This window comes from Cyclobacterium sediminis (genome assembly GCF_054781075.1).
The window spans coordinates 943741-965147 of the sequence record NZ_BAAGVC010000003.1; the positions used below are offsets into that span (position 1 = coordinate 943741).

22 protein-coding genes are annotated in these 21407 nt (G+C 38.9%); 10 read left to right on the top strand and 12 right to left on the bottom strand.

Annotation, left to right across the window (positions count from 1 at the left end):
- Positions 1 to 29 precede the first annotated feature (29 nt).
- From hemE to truA, 7 genes are all read right to left on the bottom strand, one after another.
- A complete protein-coding gene (gene hemE / locus ACYVHJ_RS06260; protein WP_460513281.1) occupies positions 30 to 1058 on the bottom strand; it encodes a uroporphyrinogen decarboxylase in 1029 nt (342 codons plus the stop codon).
- Between the two features lie 115 nt (positions 1059 to 1173).
- Complete coding sequence (locus tag ACYVHJ_RS06265; RefSeq protein WP_460513283.1) at positions 1174 to 1722, bottom strand: hypothetical protein; 549 nt, start codon at positions 1720 to 1722, stop codon at positions 1174 to 1176.
- 142 nt (positions 1723 to 1864) lie between these two features.
- Positions 1865 to 2401, bottom strand: coding sequence for a hypothetical protein (locus tag ACYVHJ_RS06270; protein WP_460513285.1), 537 nt, complete (start codon positions 2399 to 2401; stop codon positions 1865 to 1867).
- A gap of 122 nt (positions 2402 to 2523) precedes the next feature.
- Positions 2524 to 3045: a hypothetical protein gene (locus ACYVHJ_RS06275; RefSeq protein WP_460513287.1), complete on the bottom strand. Its 522-nt coding sequence runs from the start codon at positions 3043 to 3045 to the stop codon at positions 2524 to 2526.
- Positions 3045 to 3635, bottom strand: a complete 591-nt coding sequence (locus ACYVHJ_RS06280) for a hypothetical protein (RefSeq protein WP_460513290.1) — start codon at positions 3633 to 3635, stop codon at positions 3045 to 3047. The genes ACYVHJ_RS06275 and ACYVHJ_RS06280 overlap by 1 nt, the downstream gene beginning before the upstream one ends.
- A gap of 198 nt (positions 3636 to 3833) precedes the next feature.
- Positions 3834 to 5609: an ABC transporter ATP-binding protein gene (locus ACYVHJ_RS06285; RefSeq protein ID WP_460513292.1), complete on the bottom strand. Its 1776-nt coding sequence runs from the start codon at positions 5607 to 5609 to the stop codon at positions 3834 to 3836.
- An 11-nt stretch (positions 5610 to 5620) separates the two neighbouring features.
- Positions 5621 to 6454, bottom strand: coding sequence for a tRNA pseudouridine synthase A (gene truA / locus ACYVHJ_RS06290; RefSeq protein ID WP_460513294.1), 834 nt, complete (start codon positions 6452 to 6454; stop codon positions 5621 to 5623).
- Positions 6455 to 6477: 23 nt separating this feature from the next.
- Here truA and ACYVHJ_RS06295 point away from each other — a divergent pair, with 23 nt between their 5' ends.
- Both ACYVHJ_RS06295 and ACYVHJ_RS06300 read left to right on the top strand, forming a co-directional pair.
- A complete protein-coding gene (locus ACYVHJ_RS06295; RefSeq protein ID WP_460513296.1) occupies positions 6478 to 6957 on the top strand; it encodes a DUF4293 domain-containing protein in 480 nt (159 codons plus the stop codon).
- A 54-nt stretch (positions 6958 to 7011) separates the two neighbouring features.
- Positions 7012 to 8127, top strand: a complete 1116-nt coding sequence (locus tag ACYVHJ_RS06300) for a trans-sulfuration enzyme family protein (protein ID WP_460513298.1) — start codon at positions 7012 to 7014, stop codon at positions 8125 to 8127.
- Between the two features lies 1 nt (position 8128).
- On the opposite strand, the gene ACYVHJ_RS06305 is transcribed toward ACYVHJ_RS06300, so the two are convergent.
- The 5 genes from ACYVHJ_RS06305 to ACYVHJ_RS06325 form a co-directional block, all read right to left on the bottom strand.
- Entirely contained in the window at positions 8129 to 8590 is a 462-nt protein-coding gene (locus ACYVHJ_RS06305; RefSeq protein ID WP_460513300.1) for a bactofilin family protein, read from the bottom strand.
- Between the two features lie 134 nt (positions 8591 to 8724).
- Entirely contained in the window at positions 8725 to 10263 is a 1539-nt protein-coding gene (locus ACYVHJ_RS06310; protein WP_460513302.1) for a YifB family Mg chelatase-like AAA ATPase, read from the bottom strand.
- A gap of 50 nt (positions 10264 to 10313) precedes the next feature.
- The gene (locus ACYVHJ_RS06315; protein ID WP_339904566.1) at positions 10314 to 10667 is read right to left on the bottom strand and encodes a DUF485 domain-containing protein; all 354 of its coding nucleotides are present in this window, start codon (positions 10665 to 10667) and stop codon (positions 10314 to 10316) included.
- A gap of 34 nt (positions 10668 to 10701) precedes the next feature.
- Positions 10702 to 12534: an ABC transporter ATP-binding protein gene (locus ACYVHJ_RS06320; protein WP_460513304.1), complete on the bottom strand. Its 1833-nt coding sequence runs from the start codon at positions 12532 to 12534 to the stop codon at positions 10702 to 10704.
- 204 nt (positions 12535 to 12738) lie between these two features.
- Positions 12739 to 14409: a hypothetical protein gene (locus tag ACYVHJ_RS06325; protein ID WP_460513306.1), complete on the bottom strand. Its 1671-nt coding sequence runs from the start codon at positions 14407 to 14409 to the stop codon at positions 12739 to 12741.
- Positions 14410 to 14621: 212 nt separating this feature from the next.
- Between ACYVHJ_RS06325 and ACYVHJ_RS06330 the strand changes: the two genes are divergently transcribed.
- The 8 genes from ACYVHJ_RS06330 (at position 14622) to ACYVHJ_RS06365 (ending at position 21371) form a co-directional block, all read left to right on the top strand.
- Positions 14622 to 14867 (top strand): type B 50S ribosomal protein L31, encoded by a 246-nt coding sequence (locus tag ACYVHJ_RS06330; RefSeq protein WP_014018871.1) that lies wholly within the window; start codon positions 14622 to 14624, stop codon positions 14865 to 14867.
- Between the two features lie 72 nt (positions 14868 to 14939).
- A complete protein-coding gene (locus ACYVHJ_RS06335) occupies positions 14940 to 16145 on the top strand; it encodes a putative sugar nucleotidyl transferase (protein WP_460513309.1) in 1206 nt (401 codons plus the stop codon).
- A gap of 10 nt (positions 16146 to 16155) precedes the next feature.
- Positions 16156 to 17277 carry a DNA polymerase III subunit gene (locus tag ACYVHJ_RS06340; RefSeq protein WP_339902938.1) on the top strand — a complete coding sequence of 374 codons (1122 nt, stop codon included), beginning with the start codon at positions 16156 to 16158 and terminating at the stop codon, positions 17275 to 17277.
- Positions 17278 to 17333: 56 nt separating this feature from the next.
- Complete coding sequence (locus ACYVHJ_RS06345; RefSeq protein ID WP_339902939.1) at positions 17334 to 17762, top strand: ATP-dependent zinc protease family protein; 429 nt, start codon at positions 17334 to 17336, stop codon at positions 17760 to 17762.
- On the top strand, positions 17759 to 18667 hold the full coding sequence (rimK, locus tag ACYVHJ_RS06350) for a 30S ribosomal protein S6--L-glutamate ligase (protein WP_460513312.1): 909 nt from the start codon (positions 17759 to 17761) through the stop codon (positions 18665 to 18667). The genes ACYVHJ_RS06345 and rimK overlap by 4 nt, the downstream gene beginning before the upstream one ends.
- Positions 18667 to 19605 carry a hydroxymethylbilane synthase gene (gene hemC / locus ACYVHJ_RS06355; RefSeq protein WP_460513314.1) on the top strand — a complete coding sequence of 313 codons (939 nt, stop codon included), beginning with the start codon at positions 18667 to 18669 and terminating at the stop codon, positions 19603 to 19605. Before rimK ends, hemC begins: the two co-directional genes overlap by 1 nt.
- Positions 19598 to 20449, top strand: a complete 852-nt coding sequence (locus ACYVHJ_RS06360; RefSeq protein WP_460513316.1) for a peptidylprolyl isomerase — start codon at positions 19598 to 19600, stop codon at positions 20447 to 20449. The genes hemC and ACYVHJ_RS06360 overlap by 8 nt, the downstream gene beginning before the upstream one ends.
- On the top strand, positions 20424 to 21371 hold the full coding sequence (locus tag ACYVHJ_RS06365) for an SDR family oxidoreductase (protein ID WP_460513318.1): 948 nt from the start codon (positions 20424 to 20426) through the stop codon (positions 21369 to 21371). The genes ACYVHJ_RS06360 and ACYVHJ_RS06365 overlap by 26 nt, the downstream gene beginning before the upstream one ends.
- Positions 21372 to 21407: the final 36 nt, after the last annotated feature.

The following is a 21407-nucleotide window of genomic DNA, read 5'->3' on the forward strand; positions in this document are numbered from 1 at the left end:
AACTGCTATACAGATGTACGCTAATTAATTCAGCTGGTAAATTCTTTTACGGTCTGAATAAAGAGTTTTACTTTTTCAGGGGAAATATCAGGATACACGCCATGACCTAGATTAGCAATATGCCTTTCTCCTTTAAATTGATCAAGCATTTCTTTAGTTTGTCTGATCAGTACTTCATCTGAAGCATACAAGACAGCCGGGTCCAGGTTACCTTGTAGAACCTTTTCTCCTTTCATTTGAGCACTTACGGTTCTGATATCCATGTTCCAATCAAGCCCTACCACATCACAGGCTAGATTCTTAATATCTTCTAAAGCGAAATAGGCACCTTTTGCAAAAACAGTGACAGGCACCTCAGTGATTGCCTCACATATTCGCTTGATATATTCCATTGAAAATTCTTTGTATTGATAAGGAGGTAGAATACCTGCCCAACTGTCAAACACTTGCACCAAGTTTGCACCCGCCACTACTTGGGCCTTTAAGTATTTGATGGTTGTTTTTGTGATCTTATCTAAAAGCTGATGTGCCAATTCGGGATTTTGATACAACATCCCCCTGGCTTTAGAAAAAGTTTTACTCCCAGACCCTTCCACCATATAAGCAAATATAGTCCAAGGAGCTCCTGCAAAACCTATTAATGGCACACGTCCATTTAGGCCTCTCTTTGTTAAGCGAATTGCTTCTAATACATAGTTTAAGGACTCTTCGGGGTCTGCAATTTGTAAGCGCTTAAGGTCAGCTGAAGAACCAATGGTTTCAGGAAACCAAGGCCCCTTCTTTTCTATCATTTTATATGGAAGCCCCATAGCTTCAGGAACCACCAAGATATCAGAGAAAATGATTGCTGCGTCCACTCCCAAAAGATCCACAGGCTGGATGGTGACCTCAGCTGCCAACTCCGGTGTTTGAGCCAACTCAATAAAACCACTTACACTTGCTCTTACAGCTCTGTATTCTGGTAAAATCCTACCGGCTTGACGCATTAACCAAACAGGAGTTCTTTCTACCTCTTCACCTTTGATAACCCTAAGGAGTAAATCATTCTTTATTTGCATGCCACAAATATAATTCAACTTAACACAAAAAAGAACTACAAGACATAAACAATAAAGGCCATCTCTGAAAATTCAGAGATGGCCTTCTTGAAATATTCATCTCGCTATTTATTTCTCAATCTATTTTCACTACATCCGATTCAGAAACACCTAAAGCTGCGGTTACCGCCTCATAATCATTTAAATCCAATTTGGCATTCTCTTGCAAAAATTCTCCAGGCAAATAAACAATCCTAATATAATGATTTAAGGTCCAATCATCAGAAACGGTAGTTAAATCCGTATTTCCGGTCATATAAACATTGATAAAATCTGCTGTATACTGATAATTATACATCAATGTAATTCCATCCTCCAGAAAAACTGTGTTTGGCAGAGGTCTCCACAGTGGTTTGTCATCAATCACATTCCACAACATAAACACCAAAAGGTTGTCGCTATCAGCTATCTCAAATCCAAATGAATTAGAAAAGCTATTTTCTTCTGTAAAGTCTACCTCTGTTTCAGCTACTAGGTTTATAAGAGAAATCCCATCCACTCCATCTACTCCATCTTCACCATCAACCCCATCTACCCCAGGAGGTCCTTGTGGCCCTTCAGGACCTTCACATGCCGGCAGAACCGCTATGGTCACCAAGGCAATTAGGTATACAATTTTTTTCATAGAACTTAATTTAAATCAATATTTCACCAAGCATTTCATGAAAGATAATGTGTAAAATCCCGAATTACAACAAAATATAAAAAAAACAGTCCACCCTTAGGCAAACTGTTTAAATCCTTACTTATCCCCTTTTAAAAGATGTTTAATTTGAATTCCTTCTTACAATCTCTTTTTCTTTTACACCTAACATCTCCAATACTGCCTTATGATCTGAATAATCCATCCTAACATCTATTCTATCAGCAGGAACAATCAAAACCCTGAATATTTGAGCGTCTGTATAACCGGACTCTAAAGTATTGAGGTCGAAGTCTCCATTCATATAAATCGCATAGTCATAAAAAGTGAAATCATAATCATAGGAGAAAATACCATTACTATGGAAAACAACCTGAGGAATCAATTTCCAAATATCATTATTGTTTTGATCCAATCCCGCTAATCTGTAAATAAGTACTTTGTCTGATTCCAAGATATCAAATCCGTATTGCCCACTTATACCAAAGTTGCCGGACTGATTGAAATCTCCTTCAATTTCAAATACTTCTCCCACAATATTTACTCCATCTTCACCTGCAGGGCCTATTGGCCCTATAGGTCCTTCACAACTTACCAATACCAAGGCGGTGACAAAAACCAAAAACATCTTGGCACTTATTAAATAACTACTTTTACTCATAATTTTAAAATTTAATTGACCTATTTTAATTTTTTGAAATCCAAAACCATACCAAAAAAACATATAAACAATAAAATATTAGTTCCATATTATTGGCATAAAGTAATTCTCAAGCCTCATTTTCAAGGTTTGATGGGTGCCCAAACCTCTACATAATCGTTTGAAATAATTTTATCTATAAAAATACCTTCTAGTTCAAGGCCTTGTTCCATTGCAAATGCAAGTATTTCTTTTTTGGTTTTTTCCGGTCCGGGCATTACAAAACGATTCATTTCCAGGCTGGCAACAATGGCTTGTGTACAGAGGATGGTCTTATGGCTCCAAGGCTTAACAACCCTATCTTCCTTTAAATTATTCGGTTCATATCCTATAAAAACATGCAGCGTATCTCTTTTTCCTTCCGGCTCTTTATAATATATGGTGTGTAAAGGATTGTCTTCTCTTGCTTCTTCAACCATCTGAAAATGCTTTCCTATCTTTTTATCTTGAGGCGTCCCAACAAAGTCCACCCCTATCAAATTAATTTGACTACAATCGGTAAGCCTAGTGCTAATTGGTTTGAATCCTCCCATATAAAAATACGCCAAGGTCAAAACCATCAATAAAACACCGATTAGTATTGCAACAACTTTTATCTTTACCATTAATTACCAAATAAATATCTTGCTCCAATCGCCCCTTGCCCTTTGAGGTGCAACCTGTCTACAATTTCTGTCAAAAAGCCCACTTCAACAAATAAGGCAATTGGCAAATCATCCAGGTAATAGGATGAACCAACAAAAATTTCCGGCCCTAAATCAATATTTGAACGACTTTGTATTAATTCTGTGGCACCTTCAGTGGCATTGGGGGTGTTATAAAAGTAATCGATACTTACAGATCGAAACTGAAGTCCTAAACCAGCATAGACGGTCAATTCCCCATTCGAAATATTAAAATCCTCAGAAAAAGATTCTTCATAAATACCTCTTGCTTGAAGGGAAGCGGCTCCCGACACTTGATGGGTAAAATATCGTGCGGAACTTACCGGTCTGTTATTCTCAAATGTACGTCTGTAATATTGCCCGCTATTTTGGCTTCCTCTTCCTACAACACCTTCAAACGAAAAATTGTCGTTTAACGGTATTTTATAGGTAATTCCATAGGGATCACCTAACCTTAAACCCAGCTGATGCTGCTGACCAAAGGATGCGATAGAAACAAGCATCAATAGTAAAGGCAATACATATTTCATGTGTTCTGACTAAATTTGAGCTACTTTAATAGTTCCATTCTTACGGATGCCCTGTCAACAAGTTACAGTTTAGCTGATAATTTACCAATGATTTAAAAACAAATCATTTATTCCTTTTCAGGGTATTTTTGAATGGTGCATCAATCTGACTTCTCATCTAAAAACAGAATAAATCATTTCTGTTAAAACCTATACTTATCAATCCACTACAACAGATTTCAACTGCATTTGATACAATTGTGAATAAAATCCTTCTTTCTTTAGCAATACATCATGTGTCCCTTGTTCTACGATCTCTCCTTTGTTGAGAACTAATATTTTATCAGCCTTTTGGATGGTGGATAACCGGTGTGCAATGATAATAGAAGTTCTACCATGCATCATTTTCTCTATGGCAGCCTGAATCAATTCTTCCGTTTCTGTATCCACAGAAGAAGTTGCTTCATCCAGTATTATTATTTCTGGATCATATACCATAGCCCTTACAAAGGATATCAGTTGACGTTGGCCTACAGACAAAGTTCCTCCTCTTTCCTTTACATCGTATTCCAAGCCTCCGGGTAAACGCTCTATGAACCTTCTAGCTCCAACCAAATCTGCTGCGTACAAAACTTGTTCTTTCGTAATATCCGGGTTTCCAAGGGTAATGTTTTGAAAAATAGTATCTGAAAATAAAAAAACATCTTGCAACACAACCCCCACATGCTTGCGTAATGTAGCCAAATCAAACTCCTTTATTGGGCTTCCATCCAGGAGGATCGAACCTTTATTGATATCGTAAAACCTGCTGATAAGATTGATAACAGAAGACTTGCCTGCCCCCGTGGCACCTACCAGGGCTATGGTTTCTCCATGATTGGCTTTAAAACTTATGTCTTTCAACACCCAATCTTCCTCATTGTAAGCAAACCAAACATTTTCAAAAGCAATGTTCCCTTTTACCTTTTCTGGAGAATCATTGCCTTCATCCGGGATTTGCTCGTCATTTTCTAATATACCGAAAATCCTGGAAGAACTAACCACTCCCATTTGAAGCGTATTAAATCGGTCGGCAATCATTCTTATGGGTCTAAAAAACAACTGCAAATACATAATAAAAGAGATGAGGACCCCAACTTTTATTTCAAGGTCAAATACACCAGTGGCTCCATACCAAACTACCAAACCAATCCCGATGGCCTGAATGATTTCAGAAACGGGGTAATAAATAGAATAGTACATGACAGACTTAAGATGGGCCTTTCGATGCTCTTTATTGATCGTCTGAAATTTCTCATACTCTCTTTCTTGCCTATTAAAAACCTGGATAATATTCATTCCGGTTATATGTTCCTGAAGGAAAGAGTTCAAGTTAGATACCGCATTTCTAACATCGTTAAATGATTTTTTTACTTTTTCTTTAAATATATAAGTAGAAATAATTAGTAGCGGTAGGGTACAAAGACTAACTAATGTAAGCTGCCAGTCCACATAAAACATCACCCCCAAAATGGCTACCAGCTGCAAAAGGTCACCAATGATTTCAGCCAATCCCTGACTGAAAACATCAGAGAGTGATTCTACATCCGATATATTCCTGGTAACCAACCGACCAATTGGCGTGTTGTCAAAATATTTCAATCGCATTTTCAACAAATGTCGATACAATTTTACCCGAATATCTCGGATAATAACTTGACCAATCCAACCGGAAAGATAAGTATGTCCAAATTGGACTAAAGCATGAACCAGTAATAAACCAACCAACAAATAAGTCATCTTCAGTAAGCCGGCCCCATCACCTATGGTAACATAATCATCGATGGCTTTTTGAATTAACAATGGGCGAGTTGGTGCCAATAAAGCCAGTAATAAAGTAAGTCCCACCAAAAGATAAAATCGATCTTTATATGGAGTTACGAATGTATATAGCTTTTTTAATACTTTGGTGTCAATGATGTCACCACTTTTTATATTTTCTTTTTCAAGTCCCAATATGGTAGATTTTACTTTAAAATTAGATCCGGATAATTCACCTTGCTTAGAAACAAGCCATGAGCTGGAGCAGCACTTCCAGCCAAGTTTCGGTCTTTGCTTGATATTATCTCTGACAAACTACTGCTTTCTAATTGCCCCCTGCCTATTTTTATCAACGTTCCAACAATTGCCCTAACCATTCCTCTCAAGAATCGGTTGGCCTGTATATGAAAGACCAAACCGTTACTTGTTTGTTCCCAGGAAGCATGATTAATTTCACACACAAATGTTTTTACATCTGTTTTCTTTCGACTAAAGCATTCAAAATCCTGTCTTCCAAGTAGTAACGGTACTGCCGAAGCCATAGCCTCCAAATCAAGGTCATAATAACAATGCCAGGCTTTTCCAATCATAAAAGGGTCTTTCCTAAATGTAATATGGTATTCATACCTCCTGAAATCGGCATCAAATCTGGCATGAGCTTTTTCATGTACAGGAATAACATCAAAAACAGCGATATCATCAGGTAATAGTCCGTTAATTCTTTTTAGGAAATATTCTTTAGTGAAATCTAAATTAACATCAAAATGAGCAAATTGTTGCAAGGCATGGACTCCTGCATCCGTACGGCCACTTCCCATAATACTCATGGGCCGGCGAAAAAGGATTGACAAAGCATTTTCTAATTCTTCTTGTACAGAAACGGCATTCTTTTGCTTTTGCCAGCCATGGTAGTTGCTTCCGTCATAGGACAATTCTATAAAATAGCGGGGAGATTCATTCATTTCATCTGCAAAGATAAAAATATACCCTAATTTCAAGTTGGATTTTGAATATTCCTTGCGAAAATTCAAATAACCCATTTTCTTTGTCAAAAGATTAAAAGATGATTCAAAGAATTCAAAGTGTATTCCTACTTTTAGTAGCTATTTCAATGGTTACTTCCACCTTATTTCCCATTTGGTTACAAGTAAATCCAGACCAAACCCAATCCATGGAGATGACGGCATGGTTCACCACTATTACCGACACCGTTGAGGAAAGCATTATTTCTCAATCCAATAATATTTACATCGGGATATTGGCTCTAATCTCTGCAGGGCTGGCCATATATAGCCTACTACAATATAAAAATCGAAAAAAACAATTGCTGATCAACATGATCAATGCCCTATTGATGGGCTCCACTTTAGGTTTAGCCGTCTACACCAGTTTCCAGGCCAACGAAAACTTCAACCCTACTGTAGGAGGTGCATTTTTGATAGGATTTTACTGCATTGTGTTCGGCCTAATCATGAATCTCATCGCCAATAGATTCATCCGAAAGGATGAAATGCTAATTCGCTCAGTAGATAGAATTCGTTAAATTACCTGTCCGGTTGGATTAAATGAATTGGCAGGTAACAAAGTTCCGTTCAAGATGAAAATAGAAACCATTGCTATTCATGGAGGAAATGTTGTCACCGACACATTAAAACCAATCATTCAGCCGATCACGCTCTCTACAACTTTTGCGCATCAAGAGGATTCAATGTTGTATACAAGATTGGAAAACCCTAACAGGAAATCTCTTGAGGCTGTAATGGCATCGCTGGAAGGAGGTGCTGATGCGGCAGCATTCGCTTCTGGAAATGCCGCTGGAAATGCTGTTTTTCAAGCCTTACCGGCCGGCACGCATATCATCGCTCCGGATGACATGTACCATGGGATGAAAATGCTACTTCAAACCGTACATGCAGGTAAACTTGATGTGCAATTCATTGACCTAACCGACAAGGAGAATCTCCGAAAGGCCATCAAACAAAATACTGGCTTGTTGTGGATTGAAACACCATCCAATCCACTTTTAAAAATTTCTGACATCAAGGCATTGGCCTCCATTGCCAAAGAAAACGATCTAAAAGTGGTCTGTGACAGCACCTTTGCTACTCCTGTATATCAAAAAGCTTTGAAGTTGGGGGCTGATGTTGTGATGCATAGCAGTACCAAATACATCAGTGGACACAGTGATATCCTAGGGGGAATTCTCGTGACTAAGGCAAAGGATGACTTGTGGCAAAACATAAAAAATGTGCAGGGTCTTGCAGGGGCAGTGCCTTCTCCGATGGACTGCTACTTTCTCACTAGAAGTATTAAAACCCTTCCCTACCGCATGAAGGCGCATGCATTCAATGCCAATAACATTGCCGCATTCTTAGACAATCATCCTTACGTAGAAAAAGTTTATTATCCCGGGCTTTCCAGCCATCAAGGTTTTGAAACTGCCCAATTTCAGATGGAAGGGTATGGCGCCATGTTATCTTTTCTAATTAAGGGAAACGCAAATGAGGCAGATCATTTAATAGGGAAACTCAAATTTTTTAGTAATGCCACTAGCCTTGGCGGAGTAGAAAGCCTAATAGAACGAAGATCAAAAGTTCAGGTGGGTGACCCAGGAATTCCTGATCAGCTTATCCGAATGTCTGTAGGAATTGAAAATTGTGAAGACCTGATAGAGGACTTGGATCAAGCCTTTAAAGAAACATTTAAGCCATAAACTATTCACTCATCTTCGCCATGGATTGATCAAATAGCCTTTCGTTGATCAATGGGTTTGATCGAGGCATGGTTGTTTGTTTTTCTTTTTCCTGGCTCAGGAAAGTCTTGTATTTAGCAACCATTACTTCCATATCCGCTCCGGATTCTATCTCTATTTTTTCAGAAAAAATCTTTCCTCTCATTTTAGCTTCAGCGGTAAACCTGGCCAAGCCTTCGACAAAGACGTCTCCTAAAACCTTGCCCATTACACAAATTTCAGAGGCTTTAATATCTCCTTCCACATTACCTGAGATACCAATAATTACTTTTTTGGGTGTGGAGACATCTCCCAATACATCCCCTTCAATCCTAATATCACTAACTGCTTCAATATCTCCCTTGATTGATAATCCAGGGGCAAATACTGAAGTTGAATTGGCCATCTCCATCTCTGCTTGAATTTTAGTTTCTTTAGTCCACATAAAATCAACTCAATTATTTCTAGATACTACTCAAAACCATCTACAATTATAAACATCACCCAGATGGTCAGGCAAATATAAGCAAAACATATTTGACTTTAACGGGTAAAACCAACTTGGTATATCCATAAAGATCATCCCGCCCATCCATCTCTATCGAGACTCCTGTACTGAATGGCTTCTGCGAGGTGTTCAGCTTTTATATCTCCTGACCCTGAAAGGTCTGCAATAGTTCTGGAGACTTTTAAAATTCGATCGTAAGCACGGGCAGAAAGTCCCAGCCGATCCATGGCCGTTTTCAATAAAGTTTTGCCGGCCTGATTAATTTTCACTACCTCTTTCACCATGTGAGATGGCATCATTGCATTGCAATGGACTTCTGGATTCTTCTCAAACCTTGCTTGTTGATAAGCCCTTGCTCCCGACACCCGCTCTCTGATAGATTTACTCGATTCAGATTTTCTATCGGAAGTCATTTCCTCAAAGTTTATCGGAGTCACTTCCACATGAAGGTCTATCCTGTCTAACAAAGGGCCACTCACTTTATTGAGGTATTTTTGAACGATACCCGGACCGCAAACACACTCTTTGTCCGGATGGTTATAAAATCCACATGGACATGGGTTCATGCTTGCAATTAACATAAAATTCGCAGGGAAGTCTACCGTAACTCTTGCCCTTGAAATGGTTACCCTTCGTTCCTCAAGTGGTTGACGCATCACTTCCAAAACAGTCCTTTTGAATTCAGGCAATTCATCCAAAAACAATACGCCATTATGGGACAGGGATATTTCACCTGGTTGTGGGTTGCCTCCCCCACCAACCAAAGCCACATCACTTATAGTATGGTGTGGAGAGCGAAAGGGTCTTTGGGCGATCAATGAAGAACTGGCGCCCAACTTACCTGCCACCGAATGAATTTTGGTTGTTTCCAATGCTTCCTGTAGGCTCATTGGAGGCAATATGGAAGGCAACCTCTTGGCAAGCATGGTTTTGCCGGCACCGGGAGGGCCTATCATGATTACATTGTGTCCGCCTGCTGCGGCTATTTCCATCGCCCGCTTGATATTTTCCTGCCCTTGAACATCAGCAAAATCAAAATCATTTTCTTCTATAGAGTCATAAAAGAGGTTTCTGGTATCGGTGACTAGAGGAGTTATTGTTTCTTTCCCTTCCAAAAAATGAATGGCCTCTTGAAGGGTTTCTACCGGAATTACATCAAGATTATTTACAATAGAGGCCTCCTGTGCATTTTCTTTGGGAAGGATAAAGCCTTTGTACCCTCTTTTCCTTGCTTCTATTGCTATGGGCAGCACACCTTTAATTCTTCTAAGCTTCCCATCAAGAGCCAGCTCACCCATAATCACATACTGCTCTAATTCCGGAAAAAACACTTGCTCAGATGCCTGCATTATACCTATGGCAATAGGAAGATCATAAGATGAACCTTCCTTTTTGATATCTGCAGGCGCCAAATTGATGACAACTTTTTGCCTAGGCATCCTGTAGCCATAGTATTTGAGAGCTGACTCAACACGCTGTTGGCTCTCTTTCACGGCACTATCCGGGAGACCTACCATAAAAAAACTGGTCCCCTGACCTACATTTACTTCAATGGTGATCAACTTGGCATCTACTCCTGAGACTGCACTACCAAAAGTTTTTGCTACCATCCTTGTTATTTATACTGTGTGACTATCCATACCCGGCTATTAAGCAATTTCTATTTGAAATTCTCTCTTGGTTTAATAGCGGAAGATTCTGTTTCATCCTTAGTTAATTCCGTATTCTTTTCTACTGGACTAACTTTCCCTCCCCTTTCAAGGTCAAAAACCAATGCTTTCAGATCCTTTTTCTCCAACTCTATCTTTTTGATACGGCTGTTTAGGCTACTTACATATCCCCAACTTGTTCCCCAAGTGATCAGATAAATCACCAATCCAGCCAACAACCAAGAAACAACCTCTCCTGTCATTGGCGTTCCTCCCCACATTTTCTCATAGGTGAGAAAATAAACCAATCCTATACCGAAAAACAAAGCTGTTAATAACTGAAATATACTGTTGACTTTTTTCATAATGCTTTTTATATGGGTTTATTTACACAATATACTAAACAGACTGCATTTGGGAAAGTTTATTATATAATCCTCCTTTTTGGATCAATTCATCGTGCGTCCCTCTTTCCACTATACGTCCACTTTCAATCACCAGAATCTCATTTGCATGTTGGATGGTACTCAGGCGATGTGCAATCACCAAAGAAGTGCGGTTTTTCATTAAATTGGACAAGGCTTCCTGGACCAGTTTTTCGGATGCAGAATCAAGTGCTGATGTGGCCTCATCTAAAATCAAAATTTCCGGATTTTTTAAAACAGCCCTCGCAATACTAATGCGTTGCCTTTGCCCACCTGATAATTTACCTCCTCGCTCTCCGATATTGGTTTCATAGCCTTTCTCAAGCTCCACAATAAAATCATGCGCATTGGCAATTTTTGCAGCTTCCTGAACTTTCTCTAAAGAAACCCCTTCCATGCCGAAGGCTATATTATTAAAAACCGTATCATTGAAAAGGATAGACTCTTGGGTAACAATTCCCATCAAACTCCTGAGATCTGTTATGCTGCAATTTTTAAGAGCTATGCCATCAATGGTTATCTCCCCTTGACTTGGATCATAAAACCTAGGCAATAAATCTGCCAATGTTGACTTTCCTCCGCCTGATGGCCCTACCAATGCAATAGTACGACCTTTTTTCAACTCGAAATTAACATCATTCAATACCGCATTTTCCTGATAGGCAAAGCCTACATTTTTAAAAACTACAGACTGTGTAAATCCTTTCAAAGCTTGTGGGGAAGCCACATCTACAATCATTGGTTGGGTATCCACCACTGCAAAAATCCTTCGAGCAGAGGCCAGTCCCCTTTGTATGCTACTGAGCGCTCTGGAAATCTCTTTGGCAGGATTTAGTACCTGTGTAAACAATATGATATAAGCAATAAACTCACTGGCACTTAATGATGAGGTATTATTCAATACCAAATTGCCTCCGTATAATAAAATCCCAGCGACAACCGAAACGCCTAAAAATTGGCTAACGGGTGATGCCAGCTCATTCTTCCTTGCCATAGAGACATTAACATCAGCATAATAATCTGTTTCACCCTCAAATTTATTTTGAACAAAACTCCTGGCTCCAAAGGCCTTGACAACCCGCATGCCACCAATCGTTTCATCCAATATATTCACAATTCTCCCCAAAGATTCTTGACTTTGCTCCGCTTTCTTTTTTAATTTTTTGGTAATATACCCAATGATGGCTCCTGATACCGGAATAAGCAATATCGTGAACAATGTCAACTGGTATGACATAAAAAACAAAACTGCAAAATAAAGGATAACCGTAACAGGCTCTTTAAATATCACCCTCAAAGACTGGACAATACTATTCTCAACCTCCTGAATATCATTGGTCATTTTACTGATCAAATCCCCCTTTCTTTCATCAGAAAAATAACCCAAATGCATATTACTCACTGCTGTAAAAATATGAACACGCATTCCTTGGATAATGTCAGCACGCACTTTTGCCAAAACCACTCCTGATAAGTAAGCAAATAAATTGCTCAAAAACACCGATATTACAATGATGATGCAGACATACACCAAAGTCCCAAACCGCCCATAAATATTGGCAACTTGCAGAAAATAGTAGTTAAATAAATGCATGAAATAGTTTACACTTAAAGCGAAGTCAGGCTTATTGGCATATACCTGTAACTCCTCTTTCCCCACTTGTTCAAATATCACATCAAAAAGTGGCTTTAGAAGGGTGAAGTTCAGCAATCCAAAAACGATGGCCAATAACGCGTAAGCAATATACACGGGCAAATACCTCCGGTAGGGGCGCGCATAGGCCAAGATTCTTAAGTAAGTCTTCATATGGTATTTTTAATACAAATTGTAATCAAGGGTGAATAGGATTGAGGGAATTTCAATACCCGGTTATTCTTAGGCAATGTTTATTCCTAAGAAAATAAGCAAATCTATTTTGGTACATCAAATTCATTTCGAAACTAAATTGCCACAATAATTGCGCAATTTACCAATTTTTGGATGGAAGGGTTGCTAATTAATCCTTACCAATTAAAATTGTTGGTCAAATCTGGAAATATTTAATCGCAACGCCAATTGGCCATAGGAGGTTTTGGAACTTATCTCTCCATCGGCATTTACTTGCCGCATTGTTTGAGATAAATCAATGAATAAGTTATGCCGTAACAAGTATTGCAAATGTAAAGTTGCCATGCCGACCTTGTTTTTTTGCCCTTGCCCAATATAATTACCATATAAACCTGTACTATTTTGGGTTCTGTTTTTTAAGATGTCTCCTCCATAGTTATCTTCTTTCGTAGGGTCTGCGCCATACATTTGGTACATCATTGTTCCTCGAAGCGTCAACTTTGGCAAAGGCTGATAAGTCATCACTGCCAAAAGCTCTCTAAAGTTAGCTCCTCTTGGGTGGGTAAGTGGAATGCTGTAATTGGTATAAGACTGATAGTCAAACTTCTCTTGAAAAGTAAAGGGTCTCGCCTGGTTGTACTCCAACTGAAAATCAAGGTTATCTATACCGGCTACATCAATGTATTTATATCCTAACTGGACACCATGTTTGTTTCTACTGGAACCACTTTCGGTAATATGAAAAAACTCATCAAAGACAAATTCATCAAGGACAAACTGCCCATAAAATTGCATTCCACTACCAACATTCCATTTCATATCTGTTCCGAGCATTACTTTATCCGGAGTGCCTAATTGGTGCTCTACCCACCGATAAAAAATCAAGGGATTGAAATAATTCCAGTTTGCTTTATCCGCCATTACTGATTCAAACACTCCCAGGTTAAACCTTTTTCCTAAATTAACCCCTAACCTGTGGAAAGAAAACCACTTTTGTGGGTACCGCCCATCTGTAGGCACTCCCCTGGATGTGATGATATCGGCCGTCATTTGCCCCCATAAATTAGTGAAATTGACCTTCCCTATCTTTGTGTTGACTTTCACAAACACAAAGGGATTCGAAAAATCTGACAATATAAAAGACCTAAGGCCTTCTCCAATAAAATGGCTGTCATGCCCCATTTGAATGTTTACATGTCTTGTGGCAGAAAAAGTAATATGGCCCCGTGCGGAGAAGAAACTATAGCCCCTGTCACCATACCTTTTCCAAAAGCCTTGCCCCGGAATGGCCCCATGACTTCCCACATAATCGTTTACCCAAGAGGGGAACAGCAAGTCGGTAGTAGCCAGCATGGTGTAAAAACCGATTTTATTGTCAATACTCCCATGTATTGCCAATCCTCGGGTATTTCGAAAAGGCATCTGATCACTGTCGATTTCAGCTCCCCCTTGTAAATACAGGACAGGATTTAAGTGTACATCAAAATCTTTATTCTTGTAACCATAAAAATCTGAAGGCCTATTATAAATGTGTTTACCTAAGGAAAGTTTAGAAAGAGCCATAGTATCAGAGGCATACTCCCAATTATCTTGCAATAAATAATTAAGGTTAAACTCATCCTTACTGCTTAGGGGGCCGGCCGTTTGTTTGTATTTCTCGAGAAACTGGACCACCTCATCTCTTCTGTAAGGCTTGCTCCCTGTATGGAAAAATTCATTAAAAGCTCCATTTTTTATTTCGTACCTTTCCAAAAGAGAATAGTAATCCCTATTGAACGGCAAATATGGACTTTGTGACAAAACATCTGAGACAAAGGAACCTGTAAACATAAAAAAAAGAAAAAAGTACTTCATAAAAACTTAAGTTTACACTGAATAACCAGTATTGTGGATAAAAAATCACATTTTAGATTTTACTGAAAACTAGCCTATTGACTGAATTGGCCATTTATGATATAAAATTAGCGAAGTATTTTATATTTGAAAGGGAATGTTTTGGAGAAAATTATAAAAAGGGGTAAATTTGTGCCTCAATTTGAAGAAGAAAAAAAATAATAGTTTATACAATGAAAAAAGAAATCCATCCAAATTACAGAGAAGTAGTTTTCTTAGACACTTCTAGTGATTATAAGTTCATCACCAAGTCTACCATTGAAACAAATGACACCATTACTTGGGAAAATGGCGAGGATTACCCATTGGTAAAGGTAGAGGTTAGCTCTGCGTCTCACCCTTTCTATACCGGTAAGAAAATGCTTTTGGATACTGCTGGTAGAGTTGAGAAATTTAATAGGAGATATAAGAAAAAGTAAGTTTTTCATATTATTCTTTGAGATAAAGTCTATCAGAAGCATAATTCTGGTAGACTTTTTTATTTTTGTAATATGGACCATATCGTTTTATTTGATGACCCCAAGAGTAGAGGGAACTTGTTGCCATTTACGTTTACCCGCCCTATTGCCGAAATAAGGATAGGCATTTTTAAAATCAGTGAAAAGTGGCAAAACGCACTTCACGCCAAAGACCTGGGTTTTTTGACACAAAATTACTTACAAGGAAAATACCCCCCATTAAGCCATAAGGCCCTCTATATTAATGGCGCTTTATGTCCAGATGAGGACCTTATAAGCACCATTGACTCGCTCAATGAAAACGAAGCTCTTTGGCACCAAGACACTTTATTGGCTGCATTTTTTGACAAACCTGAGGACTTTCACAACGACCATTTACCTACTAAAAAGAGAATTGAATTTGAGGGTGATATTAGGTTACTTAGCAGAAACTGGCAGATTTTTCTATGGAATGGAGATGAAATAAAAAAGGATTTCACCCTTATAAGCAAACGTAGGGTTTCTTGGGGTACAGACGACCCCCACACACATATGTACAATGAACCCAATATCTTTATCGAAAAGGGGGCTAAAGTGCGTGCGGCAATTTTAAATGCTACGAATGGGCCCATTTATATTGGTAAAAACACAGAAGTATCTGAGGGATCCGTGATTAGAGGTCCATTTGCCTTATGTGATGGTGCCATTCTAAGTATGGGATCCAAAATCCGTGAAAACACCACCGTTGGCCCTAATTGCAAAGTCGGTGGAGAAGTTTCCAATACCGTTTTTTTTGGTCATAGCAACAAATCACACGATGGCTATATTGGCAATAGCGTAGTAGGTGAATGGTGCAACTTCGGTGCTAATACTGTGGTCTCCAATATGAAGAATAATCTAATGCCTGTCAAGGTTTGGGATTATACCAAAGGTGGGTATGGAGATACTGGCTTACAATTTTGTGGATCAATGGTAGCTGACCACACCAAACTTGGCATAGGAACCACACTCAACACAGGCACTGTAATAGGCGTTGGATCAAACGTATTTGGGGAGGGCTTTCCCAGAAAATTTGTTAGCTCCTTTGCATGGGGTGGTGGTTCTGCAGGTTTTAGTACTTTTAAGCTTATGAAATTTGAAGCAACTGCTCAAAAGGTTATGGAATTAAAGGGCAAAGAGTTTGATGAAAATGAAAGAGCTATATTGCAAAAAGTATTTGAAATAACCAGGCCTTACCGTATTTGGGACAAAGAATTATAAATAAAAAAACATGCTTTTTTCATCAATTCCGGGGCTTGAAGAAACAAAAGTCAAGCTTATCAATGCCATTAAAAATGATCACCTGGCTCATGCATTATTATTCCATGGAAAAGAAGGGAGCCCTAGTATGCCATTGGTCTTGGCCATGGCTACTTATATAAATTGTGCCAATCCGGGCCCTGATGATGCTTGTGGGAAATGCCCTTCTTGTATTAAAATGGGGAAACTGGTGCATCCTGACTTAAATTTTGCAATGCCTCTTCCTGCAGCGAAGAAAAAAGATGAGGAAGAAACCACAGACCTTCTTTCTTCCTGGAGAGATTTTGTATTGAAAAACCCTTATGGCAACCTGCAGGATTGGAATTATCATTTGGCAATCAACAAACCATTAAGCATCACAAAAGGAGCTGCCAAGCAGATCGTTAAAACGCTCTCTTTGAAATCTTTTGAAGGGGGGTATAAAATGATGCTTATTTGGGCACCGGAAACCATGCATGTAGCTGCAGCCAATGCACTCCTAAAGGTTTTAGAAGAGCCTCCGGAAAAAACACTCTTCCTTATGATTACTCAGCAGCCGGAAAGCCTATTGACAACCATTCTTTCGCGAACGCAAAAGGTTCATGTGAGGAATTTTACAGACAATGAAATACAAGGCTACCTTGTTGAGAATGGCCTGGCAACAGCAGTTGCTGCCCAACAAATTGCCCCTCTTGCAGATGGAAACTTAAGAGAAGCCATGCTGCTATCCCAAAACACCGAAGACAAAAACACCATGATTTTCAGAGACTGGCTAAGGGACTGCTATTCGGTTAAGATTCAAGAACTAGTTAATTTTTCAGAACAAATCACTAGGTTCTCAAAAGAAGGCCAAAGATCTTTATTGTTAACCGGAATTAATGTAATCAGAGAGTCTTTATTAAATAAAGCCCAGTTAGCTGAGTTAATGCGAACAACTGATGAGGACAGAGAATTCATTATCAAATTCAGCAATTCTGTTTTAAATGAGGAAAAGCTAACCAAAATCTACACAGCTTTAAATGAAGCCCATTACCACATAGAAAGAAATGTGAACCCTAAAATATTATTTTTGGATTTAGGGTTTAACTTGGCGCGTATAATCAAAGCTGCCTGATGCAATAATTGCGCATCCAGCATGACTATTGTTCAAGTAAAGCTTAACTTTGAGTCATGGAAAAAACAATTATCGGAAGGAAAGAAAAAATCGACCTCCCTGAATGGAATATAACAGCAATCAATGCAAAAATTGATACCGGAGCCTACAATTGTTCTATTCATGTCACCTCTGTGAAAGAGGTACTTAAAGACAATAGGAAAGAACTGGAGGTAATTCTTTTGGATCCTGAAGACGATAGGTATACCGGAAAAACAATTAACATTGACAACTACAAAATAAAAAAGGTGAAAAACTCCTTTGGCCAAATTGAAAAGCGTTTTTTAATCAAAACCATGATGACACTTGGAGATCAACAGTTCAAGGCAGGTTTTACGCTTTCTGACAGAGGCAAAATGAAAAACAATGTATTATTAGGCCGCAAAATATTGGCAGGCAGATTTTTGGTAGATGTTGAAAAGGTAAACCTTACAAAAGCAGAATGAAAATAGCGGTATTATCTCGAAATCCACAATTGTACTCCACCAGAAGGCTCGTTCAAGCCATTCAGGAGGCCAACCATGAAGCTTTGGTCATCGATCATTCTGCTTGTGACTTAGTCATTGAACAAAAAGGTCCACACATTATCTATAAAGGAGAAAAGCTCAATGGAATTGATGCGATTATCCCAAGAATAGGAGCCTCAGTCACTTTTTATGGGACTGCCGTAGTCAGACAGTTTGAACTGATGGGTGTTTTTTCTGTGGTAGCCTCTCAGGCAATTGTTCGCAGCAGAGATAAATTGAGGTCCTTGCAGATTCTTTCACGAGAAGGTTTGGGCATGCCGAAAACGGCATTCACTAATTTTTCAAAAGGTGGAGAAAAGCAAATTGTGGAAATGGTTGGCGGTGCCCCATTAATCATCAAGTTACTGGAAGGCACCCAAGGTTTAGGTGTGGTTTTAGCAGAGACAAGAAAAGCCGGACAATCCGTAATTGAGGCCTTTCATGGGCTAAAAGCGCGAATAATCGTTCAAGAATTTATAAAAGAAGCCAAAGGGGCAGATATCCGGGCATTTGTTGTGAACAACAAAGTAGTTGGCGCAATGAAAAGGCAAGGGGCAGAGGGAGAGTTTCGCTCCAACCTGCATAGAGGAGGAAAAGCTGAGGTGATCAAACTATCGAGGGCTGAAAAGTCCGCTGCATTAAATGCGGCCAAGGCTTTGGGACTTTCGGTTGCCGGAGTGGATCTATTACAATCAGACAGGGGTCCTCTGATTTTAGAGGTTAATAGCTCACCCGGGCTGGAAGGTATAGAAAAGGCCACCGGATTGGACATTGCAGGAAATATTGTCTCATTTATAGAAAGTGGCGTTCAAAAAAAACAAGTAAGAAGGAAATCGGATTCGTAATGAAATCAATTAAAATAGGAACAAGAGGAAGTAAATTGGCTTTATACCAAGCTTATTATGTAGCGGATTTATTGAACAAGAATGGTTTGAGCACTACCATCGTAACAATAGAAACCAAAGGAGACAAGGTATTGGATGTTTCCATTTCAAAAATTGGTAGCAAAGGTGTCTTTACAGAAGAGTTGGAAGCCAAATTAGCGGCCGGAGAAATTGACATCGCCGTGCACAGCGCAAAAGATCTTCCTTCACGTTTACCTGAAGGGTTCGAAACAATTGCCTTTACTGAAAGAGAAAAGGTAAATGACGTCATCATCAGCCACAAGGATGATTTCCCTGACCTAAATGACAGGAGTAAGCCTTTAGTATTGGGAACCTCAGCAACCAGGAGGGTGGCAACATTAAAATATTTTTACCCACATATTAAAACCGTCGATGTAAGAGGCAACCTACAAACAAGGGTAAGCAAAATGGAAGGAGGGCTTTGTGATGGTTTGCTTTTGGCCTATGCAGGTGTTCACCGAATGGGTTACGACAAACTGATCAAAAAAGAATTACCCCTAACAGAATTTATCCCTGCAGTAGGTCAAGGTAGTATAGGAGTGGAAATCCATAAAGGCATGGACCATGAGCTAAAAACGCTTATAAAATCTGCTATTAACCATCCCGAATCCGCGGCATGTTTAGAAGCGGAAAGAAGTTTTTTAAGCGTTTTAGAAGGGGGTTGTAGTATTCCGGCCTTTGCCCTTGCCCGTTGGGAAGAGGATCAATTAATACTTGAAGGAGGACTCATGCAAATTGATGGTAAAGAAAGACTCTTTGCCTCCCATAGTGGAACCGGAGAGGAAGCTGGTTTATTAGGCAAAAAGCTTGCTGAAGCTATTAAATCTCAAGGAGGAGACCTACTATTAAAAGAAATTAAGAAAAGACTAAATGGCTAGGATTTCATTATTAAGAAGAATTGCAGGAATTTTAATTGTCCTATCGTTAACCTCCTGTGCGAGTGAGAAAGACTATCTCATTACGATCGATACAGCATATGGAAAAATGTACGCCATACTCTACGATGAAACACCTGCTCATAAGGAGAACTTTATATCACTGGCAGAAGCAGGGAGGTACGATTCCACCACTTTTTACAGAATCATTGAAGACTTTATGATTCAAGGTGGGGATGTTTTTAACAAAGAAAACATGGAACAGAAAGTTTGGTACACCCTACCTTCCGAATTTAATGAAAATTTGATCCATGAAAAGGGCAGTATAGCTGCCGCTCGGCAAGGCGATCAAATTAACCCCGAAATGAGATCCAGTGGCTGTCAGTTCTATATTGTAGAAGGAAAGGTTTATGAGGAACCTGAATTGACTACAGATTTGAGGAAACTTCAGAAAGCTTTTACTCAATATCTTCAACTAGAAACCAATTTAGAACTTAGAGAAAAATACGCCGATCTATACCAAAAAGGAGAATACGACAGTATTAATTCATTAATGCTTTCCCATAAAGTAGTGTTGGAAAAATTTTTTAACTTAAATTTGGGATTGGACAAAAGAAAAAATCAAGTCGAAGCCTATACTACAGTGGGAGGTACACCGCATTTGGATGACACCTATACTGTATTTGGTAAGGTAATTAAAGGTATTGATGTTCTGGATGAAATTGCTTCTTTGGAAACAGGGAGTAATGACTTACCAATTACACCAGTTTACATGAAAGTAAATGTTGAATTTATCTCAAAAAAGAAAATAGCAAAAGAATATGGATATCAATATCCTCAAAAGTAAAAAACCAAAAATACTGATTACAGGAGCGAATGGCTTGTTAGGGCAGAAAATCATAAAAGAAATACTTATTGAAGGAAAATATGAAGCCATAGCCACCGGTAGAGGTGATTGCCGCCTCCCCACTGAATGGGGTGGTTATGTATATGAAGAGATGGATATAACCAAACCACTGGAGGTTATGGCTATATTTAAAGCCTATAGTCCCCAATACGTTATCCACGCCGCTTCAATGACAGACGTAGACAGATGTGAAGTAAACAAACATACCTGTTTTGAACAAAACGTTACGGCAACCTTAAATATTATGAAAGGATGTGAAATGACCAAATCTCACCTCATATTCATATCTACTGATTTTATTTTTGATGGAAAAAATGGGCCATATGATGAGCAGGCTAAGCCAAATCCACTAAACTATTACGGCAAGACTAAAATCGAAACTGAAATTGAAGTTCAAAAATACACCCACAACTGGACAATTGTAAGAACCAATTTGGTTTATGGAATTGCCCACGACATGTCTCGCTCTAATATTGTTTTGTGGGTAAAAAAAGGTTTGGAACAGAACAAAGAACTTAGCCTAGTTGATGACCAATTTAGGACGCCCACCTTGGCAGAAGATTTAGCAAAGGGCTGCTTGCTTATCGTAGAAAAAAATGCGACTGGAATTTTTAATATTTCCGGTGATGAGTTACTTACTCCCTACGATATGGCCATGCTTACTGTCAATTTTTTTGAATTAGACCCAAAAGGAATTAAGAAAACCGACTCCAGCGTATTTTCTCAGGTAGCCAGTAGGCCTTTGAGGACAGGCTTAGATATTTCTAAGGCTAAAAATATTCTGGATTTCAAGCCTAAAACTTTTGAAGAAGGGATTGAAATTATGGCAAAACAAATTAAATTAGCTAATTATAAAATATAATTATTTTTTTATTTTGAAATCTAATCAACTCACCCA